Below are 23,154 nucleotides of genomic sequence, written 5' to 3' on the forward strand. Positions count from 1 at the left end.
CTCGCCGTCAGCGCAACGTCAGTTCACCTCGCGACCCGACGACGGCCAGGGGCGCTCGCCGCCGAGCTGATCGAGCTCCTTCCGGAGCTCGTCGGTCGGCGCGAGCACCTGCATCCGCTCGAGCACGCTGCGCAGCCGCGACGCGTCCGAGCGGCTCGAGTAGATCGACCGCAGGTTGTTCAGCATGCGCACGAGGATCTGCCGCTTCTGCGCGGGCACGAGCAGCCGCGGCTCCGGATCGCGCGTGGCGCCCGTGGCGCGGGTGTGCAGCGCGCGCAGGTCGTCCCGGCCGAGCAGGCGGCCCTCGAACGGGTCGATGAGCAGCACGCCGCCGCGGACCGGCGTCCTCACGAGGAAATGGCCCGGGAACGAGACGCCCTGGGCCTCGAGGCCCGCGCGCCAGCACACCTCGAGGAGGACGACGGCCAGCGTGATGGGGATGCCCGTCCGGCGATCCAGGACCTCGTGCAGGTAGCTGTTCTTCGGGTCGTAGTAGTCCCCGGAGTTGCCGTGGAACCCGAGGTCGCCGTAGAACCAGCGGAGCAGCTGCTCGATGGGGCCGCTGCCCGGCGTCGCCTCCGCGGCGCGCAGGGGGCGATCGACCGCGCGCCGCGCCTCGCCGCCGAGCCGGTCGAGCACGCCGAGGTAGTGCGGGATGTCGAGGCCCGGGTACGCGGCGTCGTCGATGAGGAGCGCCGCCTCGGCGAGGTCGAGCTCGTCCTCCGGTCTCCCGGCGATATGCGCAAAGAGCGTCAGACTCACCGGCGCGGCCATCGGACCGAGCGTAGCGCCACCCGACGGAGATGGTCTAGGCGTCCCGCGCGCCGTCGTCGAGCCACGCGTCGACGCGGACCCCGACCAGGTTGCGCTTCTCCATCGCCGCCAGGATGCGCGGGAGCGCCAGGGGCCCCGCGGGCGCGTGGTCGTCGCGCTCGGCCGCGTCGTGGAGCAGCACGATCGCTCCGTCGCGGAGCCCCGGGATGATCCGCGCCGCCACCCGCCCGGGGTCCGCCCCGGCGAGCCCGTCGAACCCCCGCGCCGACCAGCCGATTACGTCGAGGTCGAGCGCGTCCACCACGCGGGCGATGCGCGGGCTCGTGTGGCCGACCGGCGGCCTGAAGAGGGTGGGGCGGGCGCCGGTGATCCGCTCGATGACGTCGAGGTTCTGCCGGAGATCGCGCTCGACCCGGCGGGCCGAGCGCAGGGAGAAGAGCCGGTCGTGCGCGTGGCTGTGCAGGGCGACGGCGTGGCCCCGCGCCGCGATCTCGCGGACGAGCTCCGGGTGGGCCTCGGCCTTGCGGCCGATGACGAAGAACGTCGCCTTCACGCACGCCTCGTCGAGGAGCGCGAGGACCGCCGGCGTGTGCTCCGGGCTCGGCCCGTCGTCGAACGTCAGCGCCACGCCCCGCGCGCCGGGCGGGCCGCGCTTCACCACGTCGACGAACATCCCGAGCCCGAGGAAGAAGACCCCGCACAGGACGAGCGCGAGGTAGCCGGCGATGGCCGCGCCCGCGACCGCCATGGGCACCGGCGCGACGAGCAGCGAGCGCGCGACCAGCGCGAGCGCGCCGAGCGACGCCGCGTAGAGGAGGGCCCGCGCGAACGGCACCGGCTACTTCTTCGCGCGCTTCTTCTCGGGCTCGACCTCGAAGTCGTCGTCGAGCTCGTCCGCCGCGGCGGAGGCGGCGATGCGCTTGTTGTTGCCCCCGGCCGCCGCCTTCACCGCCGGCTTCGCGCCCGGCTTCTCCTCGTCGGAGGGGTCGTTGTCGGCCTCGTAGAAGCCGCCGAGGAGCGCGGCGATCGCGGCGAGCGACGTGATCGCCAGGCCGCCGAACGTCCCGGTGCCCCCCGCGGCCTCGCCGAGCGACAGGTTCGCGCCCCCGAGCTCGCCGAGCGGCAGCGGCACCGGCACGGTGAGCCACCTGCGCGCGGCGTACATCAGGCCAGCGCCGAGCAGCGCCCCGACGAAGGCCTTCATCCCCGCCTCGATCTTCGCGTCCTTCGCCCAGATGGGCTTGCCCGCGATCAGGCCCACGAGGACCCCGGCGAGCGCCGCGGCCAGGTAGGCGACGATCGCCATGGGCGCGGCGAAGCCGAGCTTTGCCAGCGCGAAGCCCAGCAGGCCCCCCACGATGAGCCCCTTCACAACCCCGAGGATCAGGCGACCCAGCATCAGATCCATCCTTGGCACGACGCGGGGCGCCGTTCAACATCGCGCGGCGCCATGGCGCCGTTGAAACGCGGCCCCGCGCGGTCGCGTTCCCGGCGCCGTTCCGCGCCGTTCGGCGCTGTTCCGCGCCGTTCGGCGCCGTTCGGCGCCGTTCGGCGCTGTTCCGCGGGGTTCCTGGCGGTTCCGCGCTGTTCCGCGCTGTTCGGCCGCCGTTCCGCAGGGCGCCGCGTTGTGAGCGCGACCGCGCGGCGCCATCGGGCCGCGCCAGGAGCGCGACCGCGCCGCGCTCCCTGTGGTAGACGGCCCCCACCGCCCGGGTAGCCCGCTCCTCCTCGACAATGCGCTCGGCCCCGCCGCGCGCCGCGCCCCTCGCCGCAGCCTGACCCGGGCTCCGACCGGCCGTGCTCTTCAATACCCTCCGTTACGCCGAGTTCTTCGCCGCCGTCTTCGTCGGATCGTGGGCGCTCGTGCGGTACGCCGGCGCCTGGCCGCGCCTCGTGTTCCTGCTGCTCGTGAGCTACGGGTTCTACGCGGCCTGGGACTGGCGCTACCTGCCGCTCATCTTCGCCTCGTCCACGGTCGACTTCCTGCTCGCCCGCGCGATCGCCCGCGAGGAGCGGCCCCGGGCGCGGCGCGCGATGCTCATCGCCACCGTGGCGCTGAACCTCGGGTTCCTGGGGTTCTTCAAGTACTGGAACTTCGCGATCGAGAACGCCGCGGCCCTCCGCGCCCTGCTCACGGGCGAGCCGGCGAGCGTGGGCCACGCGTTCCGGGTGCTCCTGCCGCCGGTCGGCATCTCGTTCTTCACGTTCGAGTCGATGAGCTACGTCGTCGACGTGTACCGGGGCGAGCTCCCGCCCCACAAGAGCTACCTCCGCTACCTGCTCTTCGTCGCCTTCTTCCCGCACCTCGTCGCCGGGCCGATCGTCCGCCCGCGGGACCTGCTCCCGCAGTTCGAGCGCGCCCCGAGCCTCACCCTCGAGGAGGGCGGGGAGGGCCTGTTCCTGGTCGCGATCGGCCTCGTGAAGAAGGTCGTCCTCTCCGACCAGCTCGCGCTCAACCTCGTCGACCGCGTGTTCGAGCGCCCGGAGAACTACTCGGCCCTGGAGGTCCTCGCGGGCGTCTACGGCTACGCCGCGCAGATCTACTGCGATTTCTCGGGCTACACCGACATCGCGATCGGCTCGGCGCTCCTGCTCGGCGTGCGGTTCCCGAAGAACTTCGACGCGCCGTACAAGGCGCACAACCTCGCCGATTTCTGGCGCCGCTGGCACATCTCGCTCTCCACCTGGCTCCGCGACTACCTGTACATCCCGCTCGGCGGCAACCGCGGCTCCGAGCTGGCGACGTACCGCAACCTGATGATCACGATGCTGCTCGGCGGCCTCTGGCACGGGGCGTCGTGGAACTTCGTCTTCTGGGGCTTCCTCCACGGCCTCGGCCTCGCCGTGACGCGCGCCTTCCAGCGCGCGGTCCAGCGCCGGCGACCGGTCGGCGAGCGCGAGCGCGGGGGCGCGACCGCGGGCTCGCCCTTCGTCCGCTTTCTCATCCGGGCGCTGTGCGTGCTGCTGACGTTCCACTACGTCTGCTTCGCGTGGATCTTCTTCCGCGTGCCGACGTTCTCGCAGGCCGTGCTCATCCTGCGGCAGATCGGCACGCTGACGACCTTCCACCCGAACCTCCCGCCCGTGCTTGTCGCGCTCCTCGGGGTCGCGCTCCTGTCCCATTACGTGCCGGAGCGCCTCTACGAGCGCGCGCGCGGCGCCTTCATCGCGGCGCCTGCGCCGGTGCAGGGCGCGCTGCTGTTCCTCGTCGCGATCGGGCTCCACGAGGCGGCGAGCGCGGCCGCGGTGCCGTTCGTATACTTCCAGTTCTGAGAGCGGCGGTCACCCGCTTCGGATACGGGCCCATCTCGGCGTTTTCGGTGCTCAGCGCACCGGAGTGCGCTTCCGCGCCGAAAACGCCGATCTGGACCCGTCTCCTGTGCGGGTGACCGCCGCTCTGCGGCGCGTGTGCAGAGCGTGCGCGACGGGGCGGAGGGAGCGGGCCACGATCAGCGCAGGTGGGGCCCCGGCCATAACGACGGATCGAACGGGGGGAATGCCGGGGGCGCGGGCGCCGGCTGCTCCTGCATCCACGCCGTGGTCTCGACCCAGAGCGCGAGGTACGGGATGGGCGCGGAGCGGCGGATCAGCATCAGCAGGAAAGGTCCTGCGACGACGAAATAGCGCTTCCGCGCCGGCGCCCCATACCCGTGCATGACCGCCTCCGCGGTCACGCTGGCGCCTGCCTCGTCGAGCTTGAACTTCACCAGCTGCTGCACTTCATCGAAGCTCCTGCCCTGAAGATCTCGATTGCAGAGAGGCCGATGGGTGAGCTCGTCGAACCGTCGGCAGACCTCCAACTCGAGCCGTGGAACCCACAGCGTTTCATCGGGTTGGAGCGCGCGGTCCTCAGGGCGCAGCCGCTCGAGCCGGTCGAGCGCAGCCCCCACCGTGACGCCGAGCCGACTGCAGGGCGGGATCTGGGCGATGACGATGCGATCCTCGGTCTCGCCCGCGCAGAGCTCGATGACGAACTCGTCCGACGACACATAGTCGTGTGCGATGACCTGCGCGCGACGGGCGGGGTTGTCGGGATGTGGTCCGTCGTCGATCCCGAAGGCGCGGACATACCGCCCCTGAAACCAGCGCTCCCGCATGGCGAAGACCGTCGGGAACCGGAGGTCGCGCGAGAGATAGCCGTAAGCGAGCAGCTCGTCAGGCGCCACGCGGCTTGGCAGCAGGCGCGGATCGGCGTCAGGGAACTTGGCATGGAGCTCGCTGCGCAGTTGCTCGAGGACTCCCTCGGCGCCAAAGCCAGCCCCGGTGACGCACCACGCGGGGTTGACGACCTCGTCGAGAGGAACACGGTTCATTGCGTCGGCAAGAGGCGTCTGCGGTTCGAAGCGCAGCGGGCCGAAGCGATCCTGCAGCTTGCGCCAGGCGAGCGCGAGCGGGACGCAGAAGACGAGATCCGTCCCGGGGGCGTGGGGCTCGGCAAGGGTGGCACACATCGTGATGGGCATTGGGCCTCTCCTGAGCGAATCAGCCGGTTCGATGAGGCTACGATGACGGCTCGAAGGGCGTCATCCTGCCGAGCTTCCCCGCGATCGTCACACCGGGCAAGGTTGGATGATCATACATCTTGTCGCCAACGCAGCCAATGGTCGTCGCACCCGTTGCGTTCGCGACCTGCTGTGCGATCGATCCTCCCGGCTGCCCCGGGGGATCCGTTCCACCATGGCACACCGTCATATTGATTTCGCTGCCCCTGAACCCGGCGCTGTGAATAAGCTGGCCGAGATCCCGACCCGACCACCCGTGCCCAGTGAAGTTCGGCGCCCACTGCCACTCTTTCTCTTCGTTGTTGTATTGCCACGAGTTACCGTAGGCATAGGCGAGCTGCCCCGGGTCGCCATGCCCGTAGAGATCGACGTTCGGCTCGCCCGCAAGCACGTTCGGCGTTCGTCCGAGCTCGCTCCAGTGCACGATGCGCTGGCCGGTCTTCGCGGCACGTGACTGTGCGCCGTGCCGGCACTGCCAGTCATCGCTCATCAGCAGGATCACCAGCCCCAGCGGGTCGATCCACGCCGTCACGTTGGGCGCGAACGCCACCTCGAACGCCGACGCGTCGGGGCCGAGCGGGTCCGCCGTGGTGAACGTCCCGATCTCGGGCGCGTACCAGCGCGCGCGCTGGTAGCAGAGCCCCGTGAGCTCGTCCTGGCGCTGGCCGGCGAAGCGCAGCCCGGTGAACCTCCCCTCGGCGCGCCCCTCCGCGCCGAGCGCGCCGAGATCGAGCGAGGCGAGCGCGCCTGTCGGAGCCACCATGAGCCACGGCGTCGACGCCGCGTCCGTGACGACGCCGCGGAAAGCGCCGCCCGCCTCGGCCTCCGCCAGCGGCGTGTGCTCGTCGTCCGCAAACACGCGGCGCACCGACCGGCCGTCGCTGCCGATCTCCTCGACCGGCGCGTTCTCGTCCCAGCCGTACCAGATGCTGGTCCCGTCGCTGCGGAGCTCGCCGAGCCGCCGGGCGAAGGCGTCGTAGTGGTACTGGACGACGAAGCCGTCGCCGCGCTCCGCGCGCGCGAGCTGATCCAGGTCGTCGTACGTATACGCCCAGGTGCCGCGCCGATCCGGCGCAGCGCGCCCCGACAGGCGGCCGAGCACATCCCGCGTGAACGCCGCGGTCTCGGTGCGCTGCACGCGGCCCGCCGGCCCAACGACGACGCCCGACCCCGTGACCGGCGTGCCGTTCACGTCGTAGGTGAACTGCTCCTCGACCCCGAGCCCCGCGACCGCCAGCGGGCGGCCGTAGACGTCGAGCGCGTAACGGCGCCTGCCGTGTGCGCTGTCCTCGACCTCCGTCACCGGCCCGGCCGCGCTCCAGGCATACCGACGCTCGCGCAGCGGCCGGCCCGCGGCGTCCTCGACCGTGATGACCACCGGCCGCCCGCTATCGTCCCGCGAGGTGCGGATCGCATAGCCGCCCTCGCGCACGCGCGCCGTCTCGCGGCCCAGGCCGTCCTCCTCGATGCGGATGCGCTCGACCCCCGCCGCCGACTCGATCGTCATCGACGCGACGCCGCTGCCATGCTCCCGCTCGAGCTTGATCTCCCAGCCCGTCGAGTAACGTCGGCCCACCGTGTGGCCCTTGGCGTTGAACGCCCGCTCCACCACGAAGCGGAACCCGCCGAGCCGCTGCTCCTCTCGTACGTCACGAGCCGGCGGCGGTGAACGGCGCCGTCCTCACCCGTGAGCTCGACCCACCAGACCTTGTAAGGCCCTTGGCGATCGAGCCACGCGCGGCGCCCGACGGAGTCGACGATGCCGACCACCTCGCCGTCGTCCCAGCGGATCTCGGCGGCGTTGCCGAACCGATCCCGGAGCGCCGCGAGCCGGTACTGCCCGGCCTCGCCCGCGGGCCGAAGGACGCGGAGCAGCCCGTCGTCGAGGTCGACGACGAGCGCGCCGTTCTGCCACCACAGTCGCCGTCCGAATGGCAGGAGCAGCTCCGTGCCTGCGTCGGGCTCGCGCATGGCCGTGCGGCGCAGCGTCTCGTCGATGAGCGTGAGCACGCCGTCGCGGAGCTCCGCCCGCCAGGCGAGCGCGTGTGACCAGCCATGGCCCAGCCCGACGCGATCGCGGACGGACGACGTCCGGTAGAAGCGCGTCCAGGCGACCGGCAGGAAGCCGGGCAGCAGGAAGTCCGTGCGCGGGGGCGTGTACAGGGTTCCGGTGATCACGTCGACCGGGTGGCCGGCTCCGGCCTGCCCCTCCGCGGCCGGCGCTGCCGGCGGGCTGGGCGGCCCTGCACCCTGGTTGCTTCCGCCGCCCCCGCCCCCGCCGTTGCTCGGGCCCTGCGGCCCTCCCGCGCCCGGCGCCCCTGCCCCACCCGCGCCCCCGCCGCCCCCGCCGCCCCCGCCGCCCCCGCCCCCTGCGCCGCTGGCGCTGCCGCTCGCGCCGACGGTGATCGACTTGTTCATCTGTCCCATGCTGCCGGTGATGCCGGCCATGCCGAGCTCGATGAGCACGTTGGGCGCGCCGAGCCACGGGAAGCACGGCCCGCCCGTGTTGAAGCTGACGACCTCCTTCAGCGTGCCGGGCTCGTTGCCGTGACACGCCTTCATGCAGCCACCCACTCGAGCGGCAGTCTATGCACGTGTCAGCTCGACCACGGCCGCGGAGTGTGACGGGCTCGGCCGCGATGACGACGCGTCCCGCCGGCACGGAGACCGCACCCGGCCTGGACGAGGATGGCCGCCGCCGGCGCAGAGATGAGTCGGCGCGATCTCCCGTTGTGATCTAGGCTCTCGCCGTGCGCCCGCCCCCTCTCGCCGCCCTCGCCCCCCTCGCCGTCCTCCTCGCCGGCGCGCTCTCGCTGGCGTGCAGCGTGTCCAACGTGCCGTCGAACGCGATGCCGATGGTCCGGGCGCGCGCCACCTCCGACCTCGACTGCGCCGACAAGGACGTCCGCATCGAGGAGCAGCTCGGCGGTCATTTCAAGGCCGTCGGCTGCGGTCGCAAGGCGTACTACCGGGCCGCCTGCGAGGCGCTCCGCTGCGTGGTGAGCGGCGAGGGCGAGGCGATGGTCCCGTGGCGAGATCGCCCGGATCCGGCCGAGGTCGACCGGCAGCGGAACCGGCTGCCGTACGAGTAGGCCGGGGCCCCAGCGCTTGCCACCGGCGGGCCGCCCGGCGCCCGGGCGGCCCGCCGGTGGCAAGCGCCGGCGGACAGCGGCTTTTCGGGCCTTTTTCGGGCACGCGCGGCCGGGCCTGAGGTAGCCTGCGCCGTCCCGGGGATCTGCCGCGGGTTCGGCCATGGCCTACATCACCACCGAGAGCTGTACGTGACGGACACGGAGCAGGCCGACACCGACGCCCGGCCCGAGCCGGATGCGAGCTCGCCGCCGGACGCGCAGTCCGACGCCGAGCCGCGGCGCCCGACGAAGAAGCGCGGGAAGCGGCGCGACGAGAAGGCGGCGCCGCCCCCCGGCGACGCCGCGCCGGCGCGCCCTCGCCATCCCGAGATCGAGCGCCTCGAGCAGGCGTTCGAGCGCGGCGACTACGCGCTGGTCCGGGAAGGCGCGAGGCGGCTCTTGGCCGGGGAGATCGAGCGCGACAGACCGAGCCGCGAGCCTCCGGAAGAGGACCATCCCTACCGGGCGCGCGACGAGGTGAAATCCTCGCATGACCTGGCGGAGCAGCACGAGCGCGAGCGCGACGAGCTCCGCCGCGCGGCGCGGGCGCTGCTGCGCCGGATCGACCCCGACCCGCTCGCCGTCGTCCTGCTCGTCGCGGCCATGGCGCTGCTCGCGTTCCTCGCGCTCTGGTACTGGTCCCACGGCCACGCGGCCCCGTGACGCCCGTGACGACCTGGGAGGCAGCGCGGTGAACGCCGAGCCCGGACGTCCCTCAGGCCGCCCCCCCGCGCGGTGGCTCGCCGCGCTCGCGCTCGCGCTGATCGCCTGCGGGAGCGCCCCCGGCCCGGGTCGGCCCGCGGCGTGGAACGCGGCGCCCGACGGGCAGCGGGGCGCCGCCTCGGGCACGCGGGCCGAGCGCTACTTCCCGCTCGTCGACGGGCACATCTACCACTACGCGACCCTGAGCGAGGGCGGCGAGCAGGGCCTCCTCGTCGCGCGCGTGCACCGCGCGGACGCGCGCCGCGGCGAGCTCCGCTTCCCCTCGGGCGTGAAGCGCTTCGAGTTCACCGGCGAGGGCGTCATCCGCGGCGACACGGGCGTCTTCGTGCTCAAGGAGCCGATCGCGCCCGGCACCACGTGGACCGGCGAGCACGGCGGCCGCGCGCGGATCGCCGCGGTCGACGTGGCGATCGAGGTGCCCGCGGGGCGGTTCACGGGGTGCGTGCAGACCGTGGAGGAGCGCCTCGGCGACAGGCCCGCGCGCTACGTGTCGACGTTCTGCCCGGACGTCGGCGTGGTGGTGATCGAGGCCGCGGGCGGGGCGAGCTACGAGCGGGCCGAGCTCAAGAGCTACGCGCCGCCCATCGACATGGGCCCCGACGGTGTGCGGCGCGCCCCGGCCGATCCGCCTCCCGGCGGCGCGAGCGCGCCCTGAGCGCGCCGCGCGCGCCCCGCGGTGGAGGGCGCCCGCGTGCGCCGCGCCACGCCGCGCGCGCTCGCCCGGCGGCGCATCCCGTTGCTTTTTGCGCAGACGCGCAATCCGTGCGACCCGTGCCAGGCCCTTCCGTTTCCTGGGGGGCGGGAAGTAGACTCCCGGCGCCGCTCGTGGCGCGGGCGCACCGCTTGCTGCGAACACGCCGCACGAACGCCGCTGGCGGCGCCTCTCGAATCACCAAGGACATGAATTACTGGGATTACATCCACGTCGAGGAGCTGCTCGCCCTCCAGGGTGGATTCGACGACGACGAGCAGAAGGTCGGCAACGACGAGGCCCTGTTCATCGTCGTCCACCAGATCTACGAGCTCTGGTTCAAGCTCATCCTCCGGGAGCTCACCTCGGCGCGCGAGCTCTTCCGCCAGAACCCGGTGCCCGATCAGAAGCTCGCCTCCGCGGCGCGCTCGTTCCGGCGGGTCGTCACCATCTTCGAGCAGGCGATCGAGCACTTCCGGGTCATGGAGACGCTCACGACCCGCGATTACCTCGATTTTCGCGATCGCCTCATCCCCGCGAGCGGCTTCCAGTCGGCGCAGCTGCGCGAGATCGAGCTCCTGCTGGGCCTCGACGACGCGCTCCGGATCCCGCTCGGCCGGGAGGGGAGCTACAAGGAGGCGCTCAAGACCGCGGACGGCGCGCCCTCGGCGGCCACGCGCCGCGTGGAGGCGAGGCTCGCGAGCGGACCGAGCCTCAAGCACTTCCTGGACGAGTGGCTCTCGCGGACGCCGATCGACGGATCGAGCGAGCCGGAGGGCGTCATGAGCTTCCTGCGCGGCTACACGCGCTCGATGCGCCAGGAAAACGAGCGCCGCGTCCAGATGGCGATCGACAAGGCGCTCACCCCGCCGGACGTCGAGCGGCTCCGCGCGCGCTACGAGGCGGAGAGCGCGGCCGCCGAGGCGTTCCTGCTCGCCGAGGACGATCCGGCGGCCGACGCGGCCACGCGCGAGAAGCGCCGGGCGGTCCGCGCGGCGATCGTCTTCATCGAGAGCTACCGCGAGCTGCCCCGGCTCGCGTGGCCGCGCGAGGTGCTCGACCGCATCCTGGAGATGGAGCAGGCCATGCTCATCTGGCGGCAGCGCCACGCGCGGATGGTCGAGCGGGTGATCGGCCGGCGCACCGGCACGGGCGGCTCCGCGGGCGTCGATTACCTCGACCAGACCGCGCTGCGCTACCGCGTCTTCGGCGATCTCTGGACGGTGCGCTCCCTGCTCTTGCGTAAGCCGAGCGTCCCTGAGCTCGAGCACGCATCGGATTACGGATTCCGTGTCGAGGACTCTCCGTGAAATCACTTCGCGATCACTTCTTGCGTCTTGATGCCCGTTCGCTCGGGTTGTTTCGCATCACCTTCGGGCTGGTCCTTATCGCCGACCTCTTCGGTCGGTGGCGATGGGTGCGGGACTTCTACTCGAACGAGGGCGTCCTCCCGAACCACAACCACCTCTTCAACCTCCGGGGCAAGCAGCAGGTCTTCAGCCTGTTCCACGCCATCTCGACGGAGGGAGAGGCCCACTTCGCCTTCTCGCTGGCGCTCGTCGTCTACGGCCTGTTCCTCATCGGCCACAGGACGCGCGTCTTCCATGTGCTCTCGCTGCTCGTGCTGGTGAGCCTGACGTCGAGGAACGTCCTGCTGGAGAACGCCGGCAACTACGCGGCGATCGCGATCCTCGCGCTCACGGCGTTCCTGCCGTGCGGGAGCCGCTTCTCGCTCGACAGCCTCCGCGCCTCGCTCGCGCTGCGGGACGAGAAGCGCGACACGGAGCTGAACGACAGGTCGAGGGCCTCGGAGGCCGAGATCGCGGCCGAGCGCCTGCCCGGGTGGTCGCCGACGTCGCTCGCCGCGCTGGCCGTGCTGCTGCAGCTCGCCCTCATCTACCTCTGTACGGCGCTCCAGCAGCGGGGCGATGCGTGGCGCGACGGGACGGCGTTCTACTATGCGCTCCACGCCGAGCGCCTGGCGAGCGACGCGGGCATCTGGCTCCGCGACCTCCTGCCGCTCGGCACGCTGCGCGGGCTCACGTTCGGCACGTGGGCCATGCAGCTCGCGATCCCGGCGCTGCTCTTCGTCCCGGCGCTCTTCCGCTGGACGCGCGGGGTCGCGGCCGCGCTGATGGTCCTGCACGGGCTGATCCTCGGGGTCTTCTTCGATCTCGGGCTGTTCGGCTGGGCGCTCGCCGCCGCGGCGCCGATGGTGCTGCCCGGCGAGCTCTGGGACGCGTACGAGCGCTCCTGGAGCGAGGGGCGCGCGCGCACGCTCGTGTACGACGCCGACTGCGGCGTTTGCCTCCTCCTGGCGCGCCTGGTCAAGCGGCTCGATCTGCGCGAGCACCTGACGTTCCAGGGCAATGTGACGCTCGACGAGCTCTACGTCCGCAACCAGACGGGGGCCGAGGAGCGCGTGCCGATGCCGAAGGAGGTCACGCCGGAGCTCGTGGAGCGGACGGCGCTCGCGATCGACCGGAAGGGGCGCGTGTACATGCGGGGCGCCGCGGTGACCGAGGGGCTCCTGGCGTTGCCGCTCGGCTGGCTCGCCTGGCCGCTCAAGCTGCCGGGCGTCTCGCACCTGCTGAACGCGCTCTACGACGTTGTCGCGGCCCGCAGGCACCGCATCAGCGAGCTCCTCGGGCGGCAGGCGTGCGGGGTCCCGCTGCCCGACGAGGGCGGAGCGGACGGCGGCGACGCGGGCCTCGCTCCGGACGTCCCTGCGCCTGCGGTGCGGACGGCGCGGCTCGCGCTGGGGTCGCTGCGGGAGGCGGCGGTGCTCGTGGTGCTCGCCGCGGTGGTGGCGCAGACGGCGAAGGAGAACCCGCTGCCCGGCGCGGCGGCCGTCCCGCAGGGGGCGGTGCTCGCGGGCGTGGCGTCGTGGCCGCGCATGCTGGCGAGGTGGAACGTGATGGCGCCCGAGCCGCCGCGGGCCAACGCGCTGATGGTGATCGACGGCCAGACGCGCGCGTCGGAGCCGATCGATCCGCTGACCGGGGAGGAGCCGCGGCTCCAGCCTGCGGGGCATTCCGGGGCGCGGCTCGGCCAGCTCTGGTCCGATTACCTCGATCGCATCCGGCGGCCGGAGTGGTCCGATTACCAGCGCGCCTTCCGCGACTACCTCGCGAAGGGCGGGCCCCAGGCGTCCGGCAAAGGGCGCGAGGCGTCGCTGTCGGGCTTCGATGCGTACTGGGTCTCGGCGCCGATCCCCGCGCCGGGCGAGCCCGCGCCGAGCAGCTTCGAGCGGGACAAGCTGTTCTCGCACTCGCGAGGTGGCACGGGAAAGCTGGGCGAGCGGAGCCTACCCATCCCGCCGAGCGTCCTCCGGCACCACGGCAAGCCGAACTGAGGCGCTCGGATGGGTCGGCCTGACGAGGACCCGAGCGCCGCGGAACCCGACGCGGCGCTCGGAAGCGGTGAGGGCGCGCCGCCTGCGCCCGAGGGCGGGGCTCCAAAGCGTCCGGCGGAGGGGCGCCTCCGGCGCGTGGGGCGCTGGATCAAGGAGCGTTACTGCACCATCGACGTCCGCACGCTCGGCCTGTTCAGGCTGGTGCTCGGCTTCCTCCTCTCGGCCGACTGCGTGCGCCACTGGGCCGAGGCGAGCTGGATCTACAGCAACGACGGGGTGCTCACCAACCACTATCACCTCTTCCATCCGAGCAGCGGATACAACTTCAGCCTGTATCACGCGTTCTCGTCGACAGCAGAGGTCCACGTCGCGTTCGCGCTCTCGCTCTTCTGCTTCCTCTGCTACTTCGTCGGATGGAACACGCGGCTGTTCTCGATCCTGTCGTTCGTGCTCGTGGCGAGCAGGGACAACCGGATCGTCATGATCGAGAACGGCGGCTATGTCGTCGTGAACATCATCACCTGCTGGGCCATGTTCATGCCGACCGGCAGGCGCTTCTCCGTCGACGCGCTGATCCGCTCGTACCGCGAGCGGCGGGAGCGGACGGCCGCCGATCTCGCGGATCGGAGGCGCCCCGAGTGGGCCGAGCGGCCGTACGTCTCGGGGATCGTGCTCCTCGCGATCCTGAACCTGGCGACCATCTATTATTTCAACGTCGTCAACAAGTCGGGCCAGATCTGGCGTCGCGGCGAGACGGTGCATTACGTCTTGCACCTCGATCGCATGGTGACCGGGCTCGCCGTCCTCGCGCGGGAGCTCATCCCTTTCTGGGCGATGAAGGGGCTCACCTGGGGCGTGCTCGTGCTCGAGGCGCTGCTCATCACGTGGATCCTCTCGCCCTATGGCCGCCGCTTCACGCGGGCGCTCGCGATGGGGGGGATGTGGGCGCTGCACGGGACGTTCGGGGTGATGATGCGCCTCGGCCCGTTCTCGTGGTTCATGATCGCCTGGTCGTTCCTGCTGCCCACGGCGCAGCACTGGGACGCGCTCGCGCGCTGGTATCGCCGCCGCGCGGAGCCCCGGGTCGTCGTTTATGACGGCGATTCACCGCTCGCGTTCGCGCTCATGCGGTTCCTTGTCCGGCTCGATGCGCTGGAGCTGCTCCGGTTCGAGGAGGCGCGCGCTGTCCCGGCGGGCGGCGCGGAGGCGGCCGGGGGAGGGGAGCCCCGGCCGGAGCTCTTCGAGGTGCGCGACGCGAGCGACCCGGCGGATGGGCGGGTGTTCCGCGGAGCGGCGGCGCTGCGCGAGATCGTGCAGGCGCTCCCCGGAGGTCGCTTTGCCTGGCCGTTCGTCTGGGCGCTGGCCCTCGGCGCGCCGGGCGCGCTGCTCGGGGTCGTCTCGAGGCGGCGCGACGGGATCGCGCGGTATTTCGGGCTGGATCGGGCGCCGCGCGGGAAGGCAGCGTGCGTGGCGGAGAGCCCGTCGCCGCTCGCGGAGCGCATCGCCCGCGGAAGGACGATCGCGCGGGAGGCGCTTGTCGCGTACCTCGGGCTCTGCGCGGTGAGCCAGGCCATCAACGAGAACAAGAGCGTACCGGCGTTCCTCAAGCACACTCAGCCGAAGTTCGTGCAGGCGACGATCGTGTATCCGCGCATCCTCCAGGGGTGGGGGATGTTCGCGCCGAACCCGATCACGGAGGACGGGTCGATCAGCGTGGACGCGATCACGGTCGACGGCCGGCATGTGGATCCGTTCACCGGGCTCCCGCCGGATCTGAACCTCTCCGACGCGCGGGGGCTGGGGCTCGGGCAGATCCAGCAGGACTATTTCAACCGGATCCGGCTCGATCGGAACAAGGCATTTCGCAAGCCGGGCCTCCAGGACTACCTGCTCAGGTATCATGAGCGGACCGGGCGGCCGGAGGACGAGATCGTGGCGTACGACGTGTACTGGGTGCGAGATCAGTGCCCGAAGCCGGGGGAGCGCGCGCCGTACAAGAACGAGGCGATCCCGATCCTGTCGTATCGCAAGCCGGGGTATCGTCCGCGGCCGGGGCTGCCGGCGCTGCCGCCGCCGCTCAAGGAAGCGAGCGCGGAGAAATAGGGTGGCGTGCAGGGGACCCCCTGCATCGCCGTCTGGCGAGAGGGGCGGCGCGCTCGGCTGCTCCTGGGGCCCGGCGCGTTGGTTCAGGAGCCGGTCGTGGCGAGGAGCTCCCGGGCGTCGCTGATCACGGCGGCGCGGCGGATCCAGCGGTCCAGCTCGTCGATGTCGGTGCTCGCGAGGACGCGTTCCCGCACCTCGGCGGGGACCTCGAGCCCCCGGGCCTCGAGGATGGCGAGCACGTCGTGCGCTTTGGCTTCGACGATTCCCTCCTGCCGACCTTTCGCTACGTAGCCGCGCGCGAATTCGCTCTGAAACTGGTAACCGCTCTTCATCATCGCCTCCAACTTCCGCCTCGCCGCTGCGTTCAGCGAGGATAGCACCAGGTCCCCGTAGACGGCTCGGCGCTCCTCATCGAGCTCGTCCGCCGCCCCCGAAAAAAAGGCCACGCCGATCGCTTCGGCCACCTCGCTCTGCCCGTGCGCCATGGCCGAGAGCACGACCGCCTCGGGCGCCGCCTTCGCTTGCTCGGCGTCGGTGACGACCGGGACGCCCTGGGGCCCGAGCACCAGCGGCGTCAGCGTCCATCCGGGATGACCCGTATCGATCGGCCGCGCGCTCCACCGCGCCATCTTCGCGTTGATCGTCACGACCAGCAGCCGGGTCGGGCAGCGGTGCCTGGCGCGCGTCTGCGTGACGTACACGGGCCAGACGTAGGGCTTGTCCGGGTCCACGCCGAGCTGGACCTCGACCACGATGGCCATCGCGCGCCGCTGCTGCTCGCCGACCAGCAGCACGACCACGACGTCCGCCCGGCGGTCGGAGGGCATGAACTCGGCGAGGTCGGAGGACTCGACGCGCGCCTCCGTGAAGGTCGGGACCGGATGGCCGAGCGCGTCGTGCAGCATCTCGGCGGCCAGCGTCGGTCGGTTCTTGAACAGCTCCACTAACGCTTCATGGGTCACTGAGGGCATGGAGTGGTCTCACGAGTGGTTGCAATCATGCTGGATTTGCGTGGCGCGCCAGGCTCCTGCGGTGGTCCCGCATGGGCCGAGCAGCGTCCTCCCACTCATGAATTCCGGGCAGCTCCGTGAGGTCATCACGCCGTGTGACCCGCGTGTGCGCCGACGGTCATGGCACGGGGCTGAACGAGAGGGGAGGGCGCTCGGGCGCACGAGCGGAATCAAGCCCTCGACGGTCGCCAACGCCGTACCGAGGCCTCGGACATGGCGTCCGGTGTGGCTCTTGCGTAGCTGGCCCTCCGATTCAGCTCCGGCTTGGACTCCCGGCGCCCTCACTCGGACGACATGGCAAGAGCGGTGTGCTTTCGTTCTGAAAAGCGAGACGATGCCGATCGTATCGTGCCGGAAGCCCGGGTATCGCTCGCGTCCGTGGCTACCGCCACTGCCGCCGGCGCTGAAGGAGGCGAGCGCGGAGAAGTAGGATGGTGCCCGGCCGGCCTGCCATCGCCTGCCAGGACAGCAGCAGCGCGCTTGTCCGCTCCTGGGGCGCTCTCAGGAGCCGGTCGTGGCGAGGAGCTCCTGGGCGTCGCTGATCACGGCGGCGCGGCGGATCCAGCGGTCCAGCTCGTCGATGTCGGTGCTCGCGAGGACGCGTTCCCGGACCTCGGCGGGGACCTCGAGCCCGCGGGCCTCGAGGAAGGCGAGCACGGCCTGCGCCTTGGCTTCGAGGATTCCCTCCTTCCGGCCTTCCTGCCGGCCCTTCGCCACGTAGCCGCGCGCGAATTCGCTCTGAAACTGGTAACCGCTCTTCATCATCGCCTCCAACTTCCGCCTCGCCGCTGCGTTCAGCGAGGATAGCACCAGATCCCCGTAGACGGCCCGGCGCTCCTCATCGAGCCCGGCCGCCGCCGCGAAGAACGCCTCGCCGATCGCCTCCGCCGCCTCGCTCTGTCCGTGCGCCATCGCCGAGAGCACGGCCACCTCGGGCGCCGCCTTCGCCTGCTCGGCGTCGGTGACGACCGGGACGCCCTGGGGCCCGAGCACCAGCGGCGTCAGCGTCCAGCCAGGGTGGCCGGTGTCGATCGGCCGCGCGCTCCACCGCGCCATCGCCGCGCCGATCGTCACGACCAGCAGCCGGGTCGGGCAGCGGTGCCTGGCGCGCGTCTGGGTGACGTACACGGGCCAGACGTAGGGCTTGTCCGGGTCCACGCCGAGCTGGACCTCAACCACGATGGCCATCGCGGGCCGCTGCTGCTCGCCGACCAGCAGCACGACGACGACGTCCGCGCGGCGATCGGAGGGCACGATCTCGGTGAAATCGGAGGACTCGACGCGCGCCTCCGTGAAGGTCGGGACCGGATGGCCGAGCGCGTCATGCAGCATCTCGGCGGCCAGTGTCGGCCGGTTCTTGAACAGCTCCACCAGGGCTTCATGGGTCACAGAGGGCATGGAGTGGTCTCACGAGTGGTTGCAATCATGCTGGATTTGCGTGGCGCGCCAGGCTCATGCGGTGGGGCCCGCATGGGCCGAGCGGCGCCCTCGCACTCATGAATTCCGGGGAGAGACGTGAGGTCGTCACGCCATGTGAACCACGGGTGCCCCGACGCTCAGTGCTCGGTCCGGCCGTCGTCCCCTAGATCACCGACCCTGCCGAGGCCGAGAAGGAGGCGGAGCTCGCCGTGCTGTCGGCGGTGGCGCACGGCAACGGGCCGAACGGGCTCACCGTGGTTCAGGCGGCGCTCGTTGCCCTCGGTCGGCTCGACCAGGAGCACGCGATGGTCTACTTTCAGGTCATCTGGAACGGGTTGCGTGAGCCCATGCGGTGGGCTCTGGAGGCGTTGGTCATGGAACGGCAGATCGAAGGCGAGGCGACGTTGCCCCCGTTCGTGCAGAAGCTCATCGATCGCGGCAAGCTCGAGGGCCTCCGTGAGGGCGAGCTCAAGGGCATGCGTGAAGGCAAGCTCGAAGGGAAGCTCGAAGGCAAGAGGGACACCCTGCTTCGGTTGCTCGCGCGGGCCGGGATCGTGCTCAGCGAGAGCGAGAGAGCGCGCGTCCAGGCATGCACGGACATGGCGACCCTCGACCGCTGGATCGATAACGTCCTTGGGGCGACGACGGCCATCGAAGTGCTCTCGTGACCGTTGACGGATGCGGCCGATCGGGCTGGCGATGAGATGGCTCGCCAGACCGAGAGACTCGTGCTCGGTGCTGATCGAAGAAGGCGAGTAGGGGTCGAATCTACCCCTCTGCCTCACTGTGCTGGACCGGCGTTGGGCCTGGGACAGCGAGGCTCGATGAAGACCGCGCGGCGTCTGACGCCGAGCCTGTCGACGAAGCGCCGCAGAACCGACCCTCGCCGCCGGGCGCTCAGGCTTCCGAGGCGCGGCCGCTCGTCCGGAGCGCCCTTGCCGTGCGTGCGAGGGGACGACGGCACGCCGGGGCCTCGGTCGCTTGCATTCCAGAGACGACGTTAAAATCGTCGTGCCAACGCGCGCCGCGGCCCCGGCGCGTGCCGTTGCCGGGCTGGCGATGCCGTTGATAAGGTGAGCTGTCTATGACGCGCTTGCGCTTGCGGTCGGTCCTGTTGCGGTGCTGCCTTCTCGGCGCGTTGATCAGCGCCACGGGCCCCTCGCGCGCGGCGCCGCCGCCCGGAGGGGCGCCGCCGGCGGCCGCGGCGCTGCGCCAGCAGGCGCGGATCGCCTTCTTCGGGCGGCGGTGGGCGGACGCCGAGGCGCGCTTCGAGGCCGCCCTGGCGGCGCCCGACGCCGCCGGGATGACCGAGGTGCAGCTGGCCGAGGTCCTCGGGTATCTCGGGCTCTCCGAGCTGGAGCAGGGCAAGCACCGGGAGGCCGCCGAGCACCTGGGGGAGAGCCTCGAACACGATGCCGCCCTGAAGGAGCCGCTCGTCCGCCGGTTCACGGCCGGGTTCAACAAGGCGCTGGAGCACGTCGGAAGGATCTACGTGGCTGCCGCCCCGCCCGACGCCGAGGTTCTCCTGGACGACGAGCCGATCGGCACGGGAGCCACGGTCCTCGAGCTGTTCGTCGATCCGGGAAAACACACGCTCCGGGCCCGCCTGCCGGGATACGAGGAGCTCTCTCATCGGGTCGAGATCGCCGGCGGGGCGACGGTCGGCGCGACGCTGACGCTCTCGCGCGTGGCCCCACCGCCCCCGCCCGCCCCCGAGCCGAGCGCCAAGAAGAGCGAACCGGTCGCGCCGGCCGCGGCCCCGCCGGGGCCCTGGGCGTCGTGGCCGGGAACACTTCGGATCGCGGGGCTCGCCGTCACGACGGCCGCCATCTCCTCAGGGACTGTCTTCATGCTCCGGGCGAACGTCCTCGATGGAGACATCGATGAGCGCGGCGACGGCCTCGACCGCGATCCAGCATGGACCTCGGACGCGTGCCGCCAGGTGCCGCAGCCCTCCGCATGCCCCGAGCTCCACCGCTTGCGCGTCCAGCGCGACACGTCCCGCGCCCTCGGGGCCGCCCTTGTCGCGACGGGGGTCGTCGTTGGCGCTGCGACCGTGGTGTCCTTCTTCGCGGGCTCCTCGTCCCCGCGAGCGAAGGCGGCGCCGGCCGCCCTCCATGTCTTGCCGGTGACGACGGCCCAGCAGATCGGCGTTGTGGCGCTCGGGGCGTGGTGAGTCCGCCACCCGTGACGCACCCCCCTCGCCAGCCGCCACTCTAGCTCGCTTCCTGCAGATGAGCTCCCTCGCGCTCGACGAGCTCTTCTTATCTCGGTGCGCCCGCCCCTGCTGCGACGAACAGGAGAAGCCCCCGCTCGCGAGGGCGTCGCGCCAGACAGCACTCAGGAACGCCACACTGAGGCTCTTTGCCCCGTGCACTCCGTAAGTCGCACGACGAACCGGAGGCGACGGCAGCGCTCGTGAAACATTCGGGCGACGAGGCGTAGCGCGTCTGTCATCGTCCGGAGGGGCCCTCTCGAGCACGTGCAGCCTCGAAGCTTGGCATGTCGAGTGCTCGTCGATCGTCCCGCTCCCTGTGTCGCTCTGTACGGCGGACGACGAGCAGGGCTTGCGAAAATCGGCGGATCGTGGACCCGGATCTCGATTGGACATAACGAGGGGCGCCTCGAGGTGTGCGGTCATCTCAGGCGTGCCAGGCCGACGCGCCCTGATGTGTCGGCCGTCTCGAGCACATCCGTTCGAGGGTGCGACGTACTCGAGGGTGCGACGTACTCGTTTGCGACCCTCGAAATGCCTGATGACACCGTGCCCAGGTGGCTCGAAAGCAGGCCGTCTGGGCGCTCGCTCGCTCCCTTGTCTCCCGATCTCCACGCGGCGGCAGGGGCGGGCCCTCACGGGTTGAGTGAAGCGAGGTCCACCAGCGTGCCCGGCGACGCTATCAAGAGCGCCTGACCGTCACGCGGGCCCGGCCTCGCGACGCTTTTGACAGGAGGTATGCACATGGCATCGAAGAGAGCGTTATTGACGGCGATCAACAACTACGGCAACGAGGAGAACAACCTCCCGAGCTGCCTCGAGGACGCGGCCAAGTTCCGTTCGCTGCTGAGCGAGCGCTACGGCTTCAGTGAGTTCAAGGAGCTCTACGATGGTGACGCCACCGTCGCCAACGTGGAGGCGGGGCTCGCCTGGCTATTCGAGAATGTCGGCCCGGATGACCGGCTGGTCTTCTTCTACTCTGGCCATGGCTTTCAGCAGCCGCGCGGCGAGAACCTCGAAGAGTGCCTGGTCCTCGGCGACATGCAGTTCCTGTTCGACGACCGCCTGAGCGAGCTCAGCCAGACAGCCCCGCCCGGCGTGCTCACGGTGGTGCTCGACTCCTGTTTCTCCGGCGGGATGCAGAAGCAGGTCGCGATGGGCGGGCGCGTCGAGCTCGCGCGCAGCAAAGCGTGGTCACCGCCGCAGGACGCGCAGCAGCAGCAAAAGAGCCTCATCGGCAGGCCGCTCGTCCCGCGGCCCTTCGGCGGCGTGCAGGTCGCGAGCGACGCGGGCGTCAAGCGGCTGGTGCTGGGCCGGGAGGCGACCGCCGCGGGGAAGGCGGCCGCGCCGGGCGAAGGCGGGGGGGACGAGACCGAACAGCTCACCTTCAATGGACTGCTGCTCTCGGCCTGCTCCGAGAACGAGACGGCGGCGGCCTCGACCTCGGCGACCGAGGGCCTGTCGGCCTTCTCGTTCGCGCTGCAGCAAGCGCTCGGCGCCGCGGGCGACGAGCCGTCGATCGCCGAGGTGCACGAGGGCGTCCGCGCCAAGCTCCAGGAGATGGGGTTCCGGCAGACTCCGCTCCTGAAAATGCCGGCGGAGCCGGCCGGCCTCGCTGAGTCGAGCTTCCTGACGCTGGCGGGAGCCGCAGCCGCCGCGCCGGCCGAGGCCCGAGGCCAGCCCGCGAAGGGCGCCGCGAAGAGCGCCCAGCCCACGACGGCCACGGCCGGCGGCGCAGCGCCCAGCTCACCGCCGAACGCCAGGCCGGCGACCGGCGCCGCCGCGACGTCGCCGACCACGCCGGCGGAGGGGCAGCCACGGCAGCCCCAGGCCTCCGCGGGCGCAACAGCAGCGCGGCCCGCGACGCAGCAGCAGCGCCCGGCCGAGGCAGCCCCCGCGGGCGCCACGGCGCGGCCCGCGACGCCGCCGGCCGCCGCGGCGGGCGGACAGCAGCGGCAGCAAGGCGCGACGTCCCAGGCGACAGGCCCCGCGGCCGCAGCGCCGGTGAACACGGACAGGAGAGAACAGGAGGGCGCTTCGATGGATACCATGCAAATGAGCGAAGAGAAGTGGATAGGCCTCGCCGCCAGCGTCACCGCATCGCTCGTCCCGGAGGTGATCCGGGCCGTCCGGCGCAAGGACTTCGCGCCTGAAGCGGGAGCCGCGAACGGTGTGTACGCCGGCAACGGCGACACCGCAGCGGAAGAGAAGTGGGTGGCGGCGCTCGCGCGGGTGGCTGTGCCAGCCGCGATCAGCGCGGTGCCGGGCATGATCAGCGCGATCCGAGGCAAAGAAACCTCCTTCGAGCAGGCCTCGCCGGCGGCGAGCAGGCTGCCTCGTGGCGGCGCCGACGGTGAAGGCTGGCAGCCGCAGCAGCGCCCGGCCGGGGCTGCGCCCGCCGGCGTGGCCGCGCCGCGGCAGCAAGGCGTGACGTCCCAGGCGACAGGCGCCGGGGCCCCACAGGCGAACACGGGCATGAGAGCGCAGGCGGGAGCGCCGACGGATCCCGTGCAAATGAGCGAAGAGAAGTGGATAGGCCTCGCCGCCAGCGTCACCGCATCGCTCGTCCCCGAGGTGATCCGGGCCGTCCGGCGCAAGGACTTCGCGCCCGAAGCGCCCGCCACGGACGGTGGGTACAACACCGGTGACGGAGAGCCCGCAGGCGTGGAAGAGAAGTGGGTGGCGGCGCTCGCGCGGGTGGCTGTGCCAGCCGCGATCAGCGCGGTGCCGGGCATGATCAGCGCGATCCGAGGCAAAGACGCCTCCTTCGAGCAAGCCGCTCCGGCGGCGAGCCGGCTGCCGGCTGGCGGCGCCGAAGGCGAAGAGAAGTGGCTGCCGCTCGCCATCGGGATCGCCACATCGGTCGTTCCGGAGGTGATCCGGGCGGCTCGGCGCAAGGACTTCGCGCCGGAAGCCGGGGCCGCCAACGGTGTGTACGCCGGTAACGGCGATACTGCAGACGCCGAGGAGAAGTGGGTGGCGGCGCTGGCGCGGGCGGCTGTCCCCGCTGCGATCAGCGCGGTGCCGGGCATGATCAGCGCCATCCGAGGCAAAGACGTCTCCTTCGAGCTGGCCCCGCCGGCGGCGAGCCAGCTGCCCGCCGGGGGCGCCGAGGGAGAAGAGAAGTGGCTGCCGCTCGCCATCGGGATCGCCACCTCGGTTGTTCCGGAGGTGATCCGGGCCGTCCGGCGCAAGGACTTCGCTCTCGGGCTAAGGGCCGCCTGAGGCGCG

The 23,154-nt window shown here is 71.6% G+C and carries 18 protein-coding genes; 10 read left to right on the forward strand and 8 right to left on the reverse strand.

The annotated features are described in order from the left end of the window. Positions 1–18 precede the first annotated feature (18 nt). Genes WME97_RS45160 through WME97_RS45170 form a run of 3 tightly spaced genes read right to left on the reverse strand, consistent with a single transcriptional unit; the run spans position 19 to position 2,173 of the window. Complete coding sequence (locus tag WME97_RS45160) at positions 19–774, reverse strand: SirB1 family protein (RefSeq protein WP_437547276.1); 756 nt, start codon at positions 772–774, stop codon at positions 19–21. 34 nt (positions 775–808) lie between these two features. Further along, positions 809–1,609 (reverse strand): polysaccharide deacetylase family protein, encoded by an 801-nt coding sequence (locus WME97_RS45165; protein ID WP_437547277.1) that lies wholly within the window; start codon positions 1,607–1,609, stop codon positions 809–811. 3 nt (positions 1,610–1,612) lie between these two features. Continuing rightward, entirely contained in the window at positions 1,613–2,173 is a 561-nt protein-coding gene (locus WME97_RS45170) for a hypothetical protein (protein ID WP_437547278.1), read from the reverse strand. 398 nt (positions 2,174–2,571) lie between these two features. On the opposite strand from WME97_RS45170, the gene WME97_RS45175 reads away from it, so the two are divergent. Continuing rightward, positions 2,572–4,047 (forward strand): MBOAT family O-acyltransferase, encoded by a 1,476-nt coding sequence (locus WME97_RS45175; protein ID WP_437547279.1) that lies wholly within the window; start codon positions 2,572–2,574, stop codon positions 4,045–4,047. Between the two features lie 176 nt (positions 4,048–4,223). On the opposite strand, the gene WME97_RS45180 is transcribed toward WME97_RS45175, so the two are convergent. From WME97_RS45180 to WME97_RS45190, 3 genes are read right to left on the reverse strand one after another with little or no spacing between them, the layout of a single operon-like run. After that, entirely contained in the window at positions 4,224–5,237 is a 1,014-nt protein-coding gene (locus WME97_RS45180; RefSeq protein ID WP_437547280.1) for a hypothetical protein, read from the reverse strand. A 37-nt stretch (positions 5,238–5,274) separates the two neighbouring features. After that, on the reverse strand, positions 5,275–6,852 hold the full coding sequence (locus WME97_RS45185) for an RHS repeat domain-containing protein (RefSeq protein WP_437547281.1): 1,578 nt from the start codon (positions 6,850–6,852) through the stop codon (positions 5,275–5,277). Then, complete coding sequence (locus tag WME97_RS45190; RefSeq protein WP_437547282.1) at positions 6,780–7,850, reverse strand: DUF6531 domain-containing protein; 1,071 nt, start codon at positions 7,848–7,850, stop codon at positions 6,780–6,782. Before WME97_RS45190 ends, WME97_RS45185 begins: the two co-directional genes overlap by 73 nt. 176 nt (positions 7,851–8,026) lie before the next feature. Between WME97_RS45190 and WME97_RS45195 the strand changes: the two genes are divergently transcribed. The 6 genes from WME97_RS45195 to WME97_RS45220 all read left to right on the forward strand — a co-directional run bounded on the left by WME97_RS45195 (position 8,027) and on the right by WME97_RS45220 (position 15,279). Further along, positions 8,027–8,368: a hypothetical protein gene (locus WME97_RS45195; protein WP_437547283.1), complete on the forward strand. Its 342-nt coding sequence runs from the start codon at positions 8,027–8,029 to the stop codon at positions 8,366–8,368. 189 nt (positions 8,369–8,557) lie between these two features. Then, positions 8,558–9,070 carry a hypothetical protein gene (locus tag WME97_RS45200; RefSeq protein WP_437547284.1) on the forward strand — a complete coding sequence of 171 codons (513 nt, stop codon included), beginning with the start codon at positions 8,558–8,560 and terminating at the stop codon, positions 9,068–9,070. 28 nt (positions 9,071–9,098) lie between these two features. Next, a complete protein-coding gene (locus WME97_RS45205) occupies positions 9,099–9,785 on the forward strand; it encodes a hypothetical protein (RefSeq protein WP_437547285.1) in 687 nt (228 codons plus the stop codon). A gap of 233 nt (positions 9,786–10,018) precedes the next feature. After that, positions 10,019–11,131 carry a tryptophan 2,3-dioxygenase family protein gene (locus WME97_RS45210; RefSeq protein WP_437555623.1) on the forward strand — a complete coding sequence of 371 codons (1,113 nt, stop codon included), beginning with the start codon at positions 10,019–10,021 and terminating at the stop codon, positions 11,129–11,131. Then, on the forward strand, positions 11,128–13,176 hold the full coding sequence (locus tag WME97_RS45215) for a DCC1-like thiol-disulfide oxidoreductase family protein (protein ID WP_437547286.1): 2,049 nt from the start codon (positions 11,128–11,130) through the stop codon (positions 13,174–13,176). The genes WME97_RS45210 and WME97_RS45215 overlap by 4 nt, the downstream gene beginning before the upstream one ends. A gap of 9 nt (positions 13,177–13,185) precedes the next feature. After that, positions 13,186–15,279, forward strand: coding sequence for a hypothetical protein (locus WME97_RS45220; RefSeq protein ID WP_437547287.1), 2,094 nt, complete (start codon positions 13,186–13,188; stop codon positions 15,277–15,279). A gap of 83 nt (positions 15,280–15,362) precedes the next feature. Here WME97_RS45220 and WME97_RS45225 read toward each other — a convergent pair whose 3' ends face one another. Together WME97_RS45225 and WME97_RS45230 are read right to left on the reverse strand one after the other, a co-directional pair. Beyond that, positions 15,363–16,250, reverse strand: coding sequence for a hypothetical protein (locus WME97_RS45225; protein WP_437547288.1), 888 nt, complete (start codon positions 16,248–16,250; stop codon positions 15,363–15,365). Positions 16,251–16,790: 540 nt separating this feature from the next. Then, positions 16,791–17,687 carry a hypothetical protein gene (locus WME97_RS45230; RefSeq protein WP_437547289.1) on the reverse strand — a complete coding sequence of 299 codons (897 nt, stop codon included), beginning with the start codon at positions 17,685–17,687 and terminating at the stop codon, positions 16,791–16,793. 230 nt (positions 17,688–17,917) lie between these two features. On the opposite strand from WME97_RS45230, the gene WME97_RS45235 reads away from it, so the two are divergent. From WME97_RS45235 to WME97_RS45245, 3 genes are all read left to right on the forward strand, one after another. Then, positions 17,918–18,376: a hypothetical protein gene (locus WME97_RS45235; RefSeq protein ID WP_437547290.1), complete on the forward strand. Its 459-nt coding sequence runs from the start codon at positions 17,918–17,920 to the stop codon at positions 18,374–18,376. A gap of 416 nt (positions 18,377–18,792) precedes the next feature. Beyond that, positions 18,793–19,884, forward strand: a complete 1,092-nt coding sequence (locus tag WME97_RS45240; protein WP_437547291.1) for a PEGA domain-containing protein — start codon at positions 18,793–18,795, stop codon at positions 19,882–19,884. A 783-nt stretch (positions 19,885–20,667) separates the two neighbouring features. Next, on the forward strand, positions 20,668–23,148 hold the full coding sequence (locus tag WME97_RS45245; protein WP_437547292.1) for a caspase family protein: 2,481 nt from the start codon (positions 20,668–20,670) through the stop codon (positions 23,146–23,148). The last annotated feature ends 6 nt before the right edge of the window (positions 23,149–23,154 follow it).

This window comes from Sorangium sp. So ce367, assembly GCF_051520455.1.
Lineage (GTDB): Bacteria > Myxococcota_A > Polyangia > Polyangiales > Polyangiaceae > Sorangium > Sorangium cellulosum_B.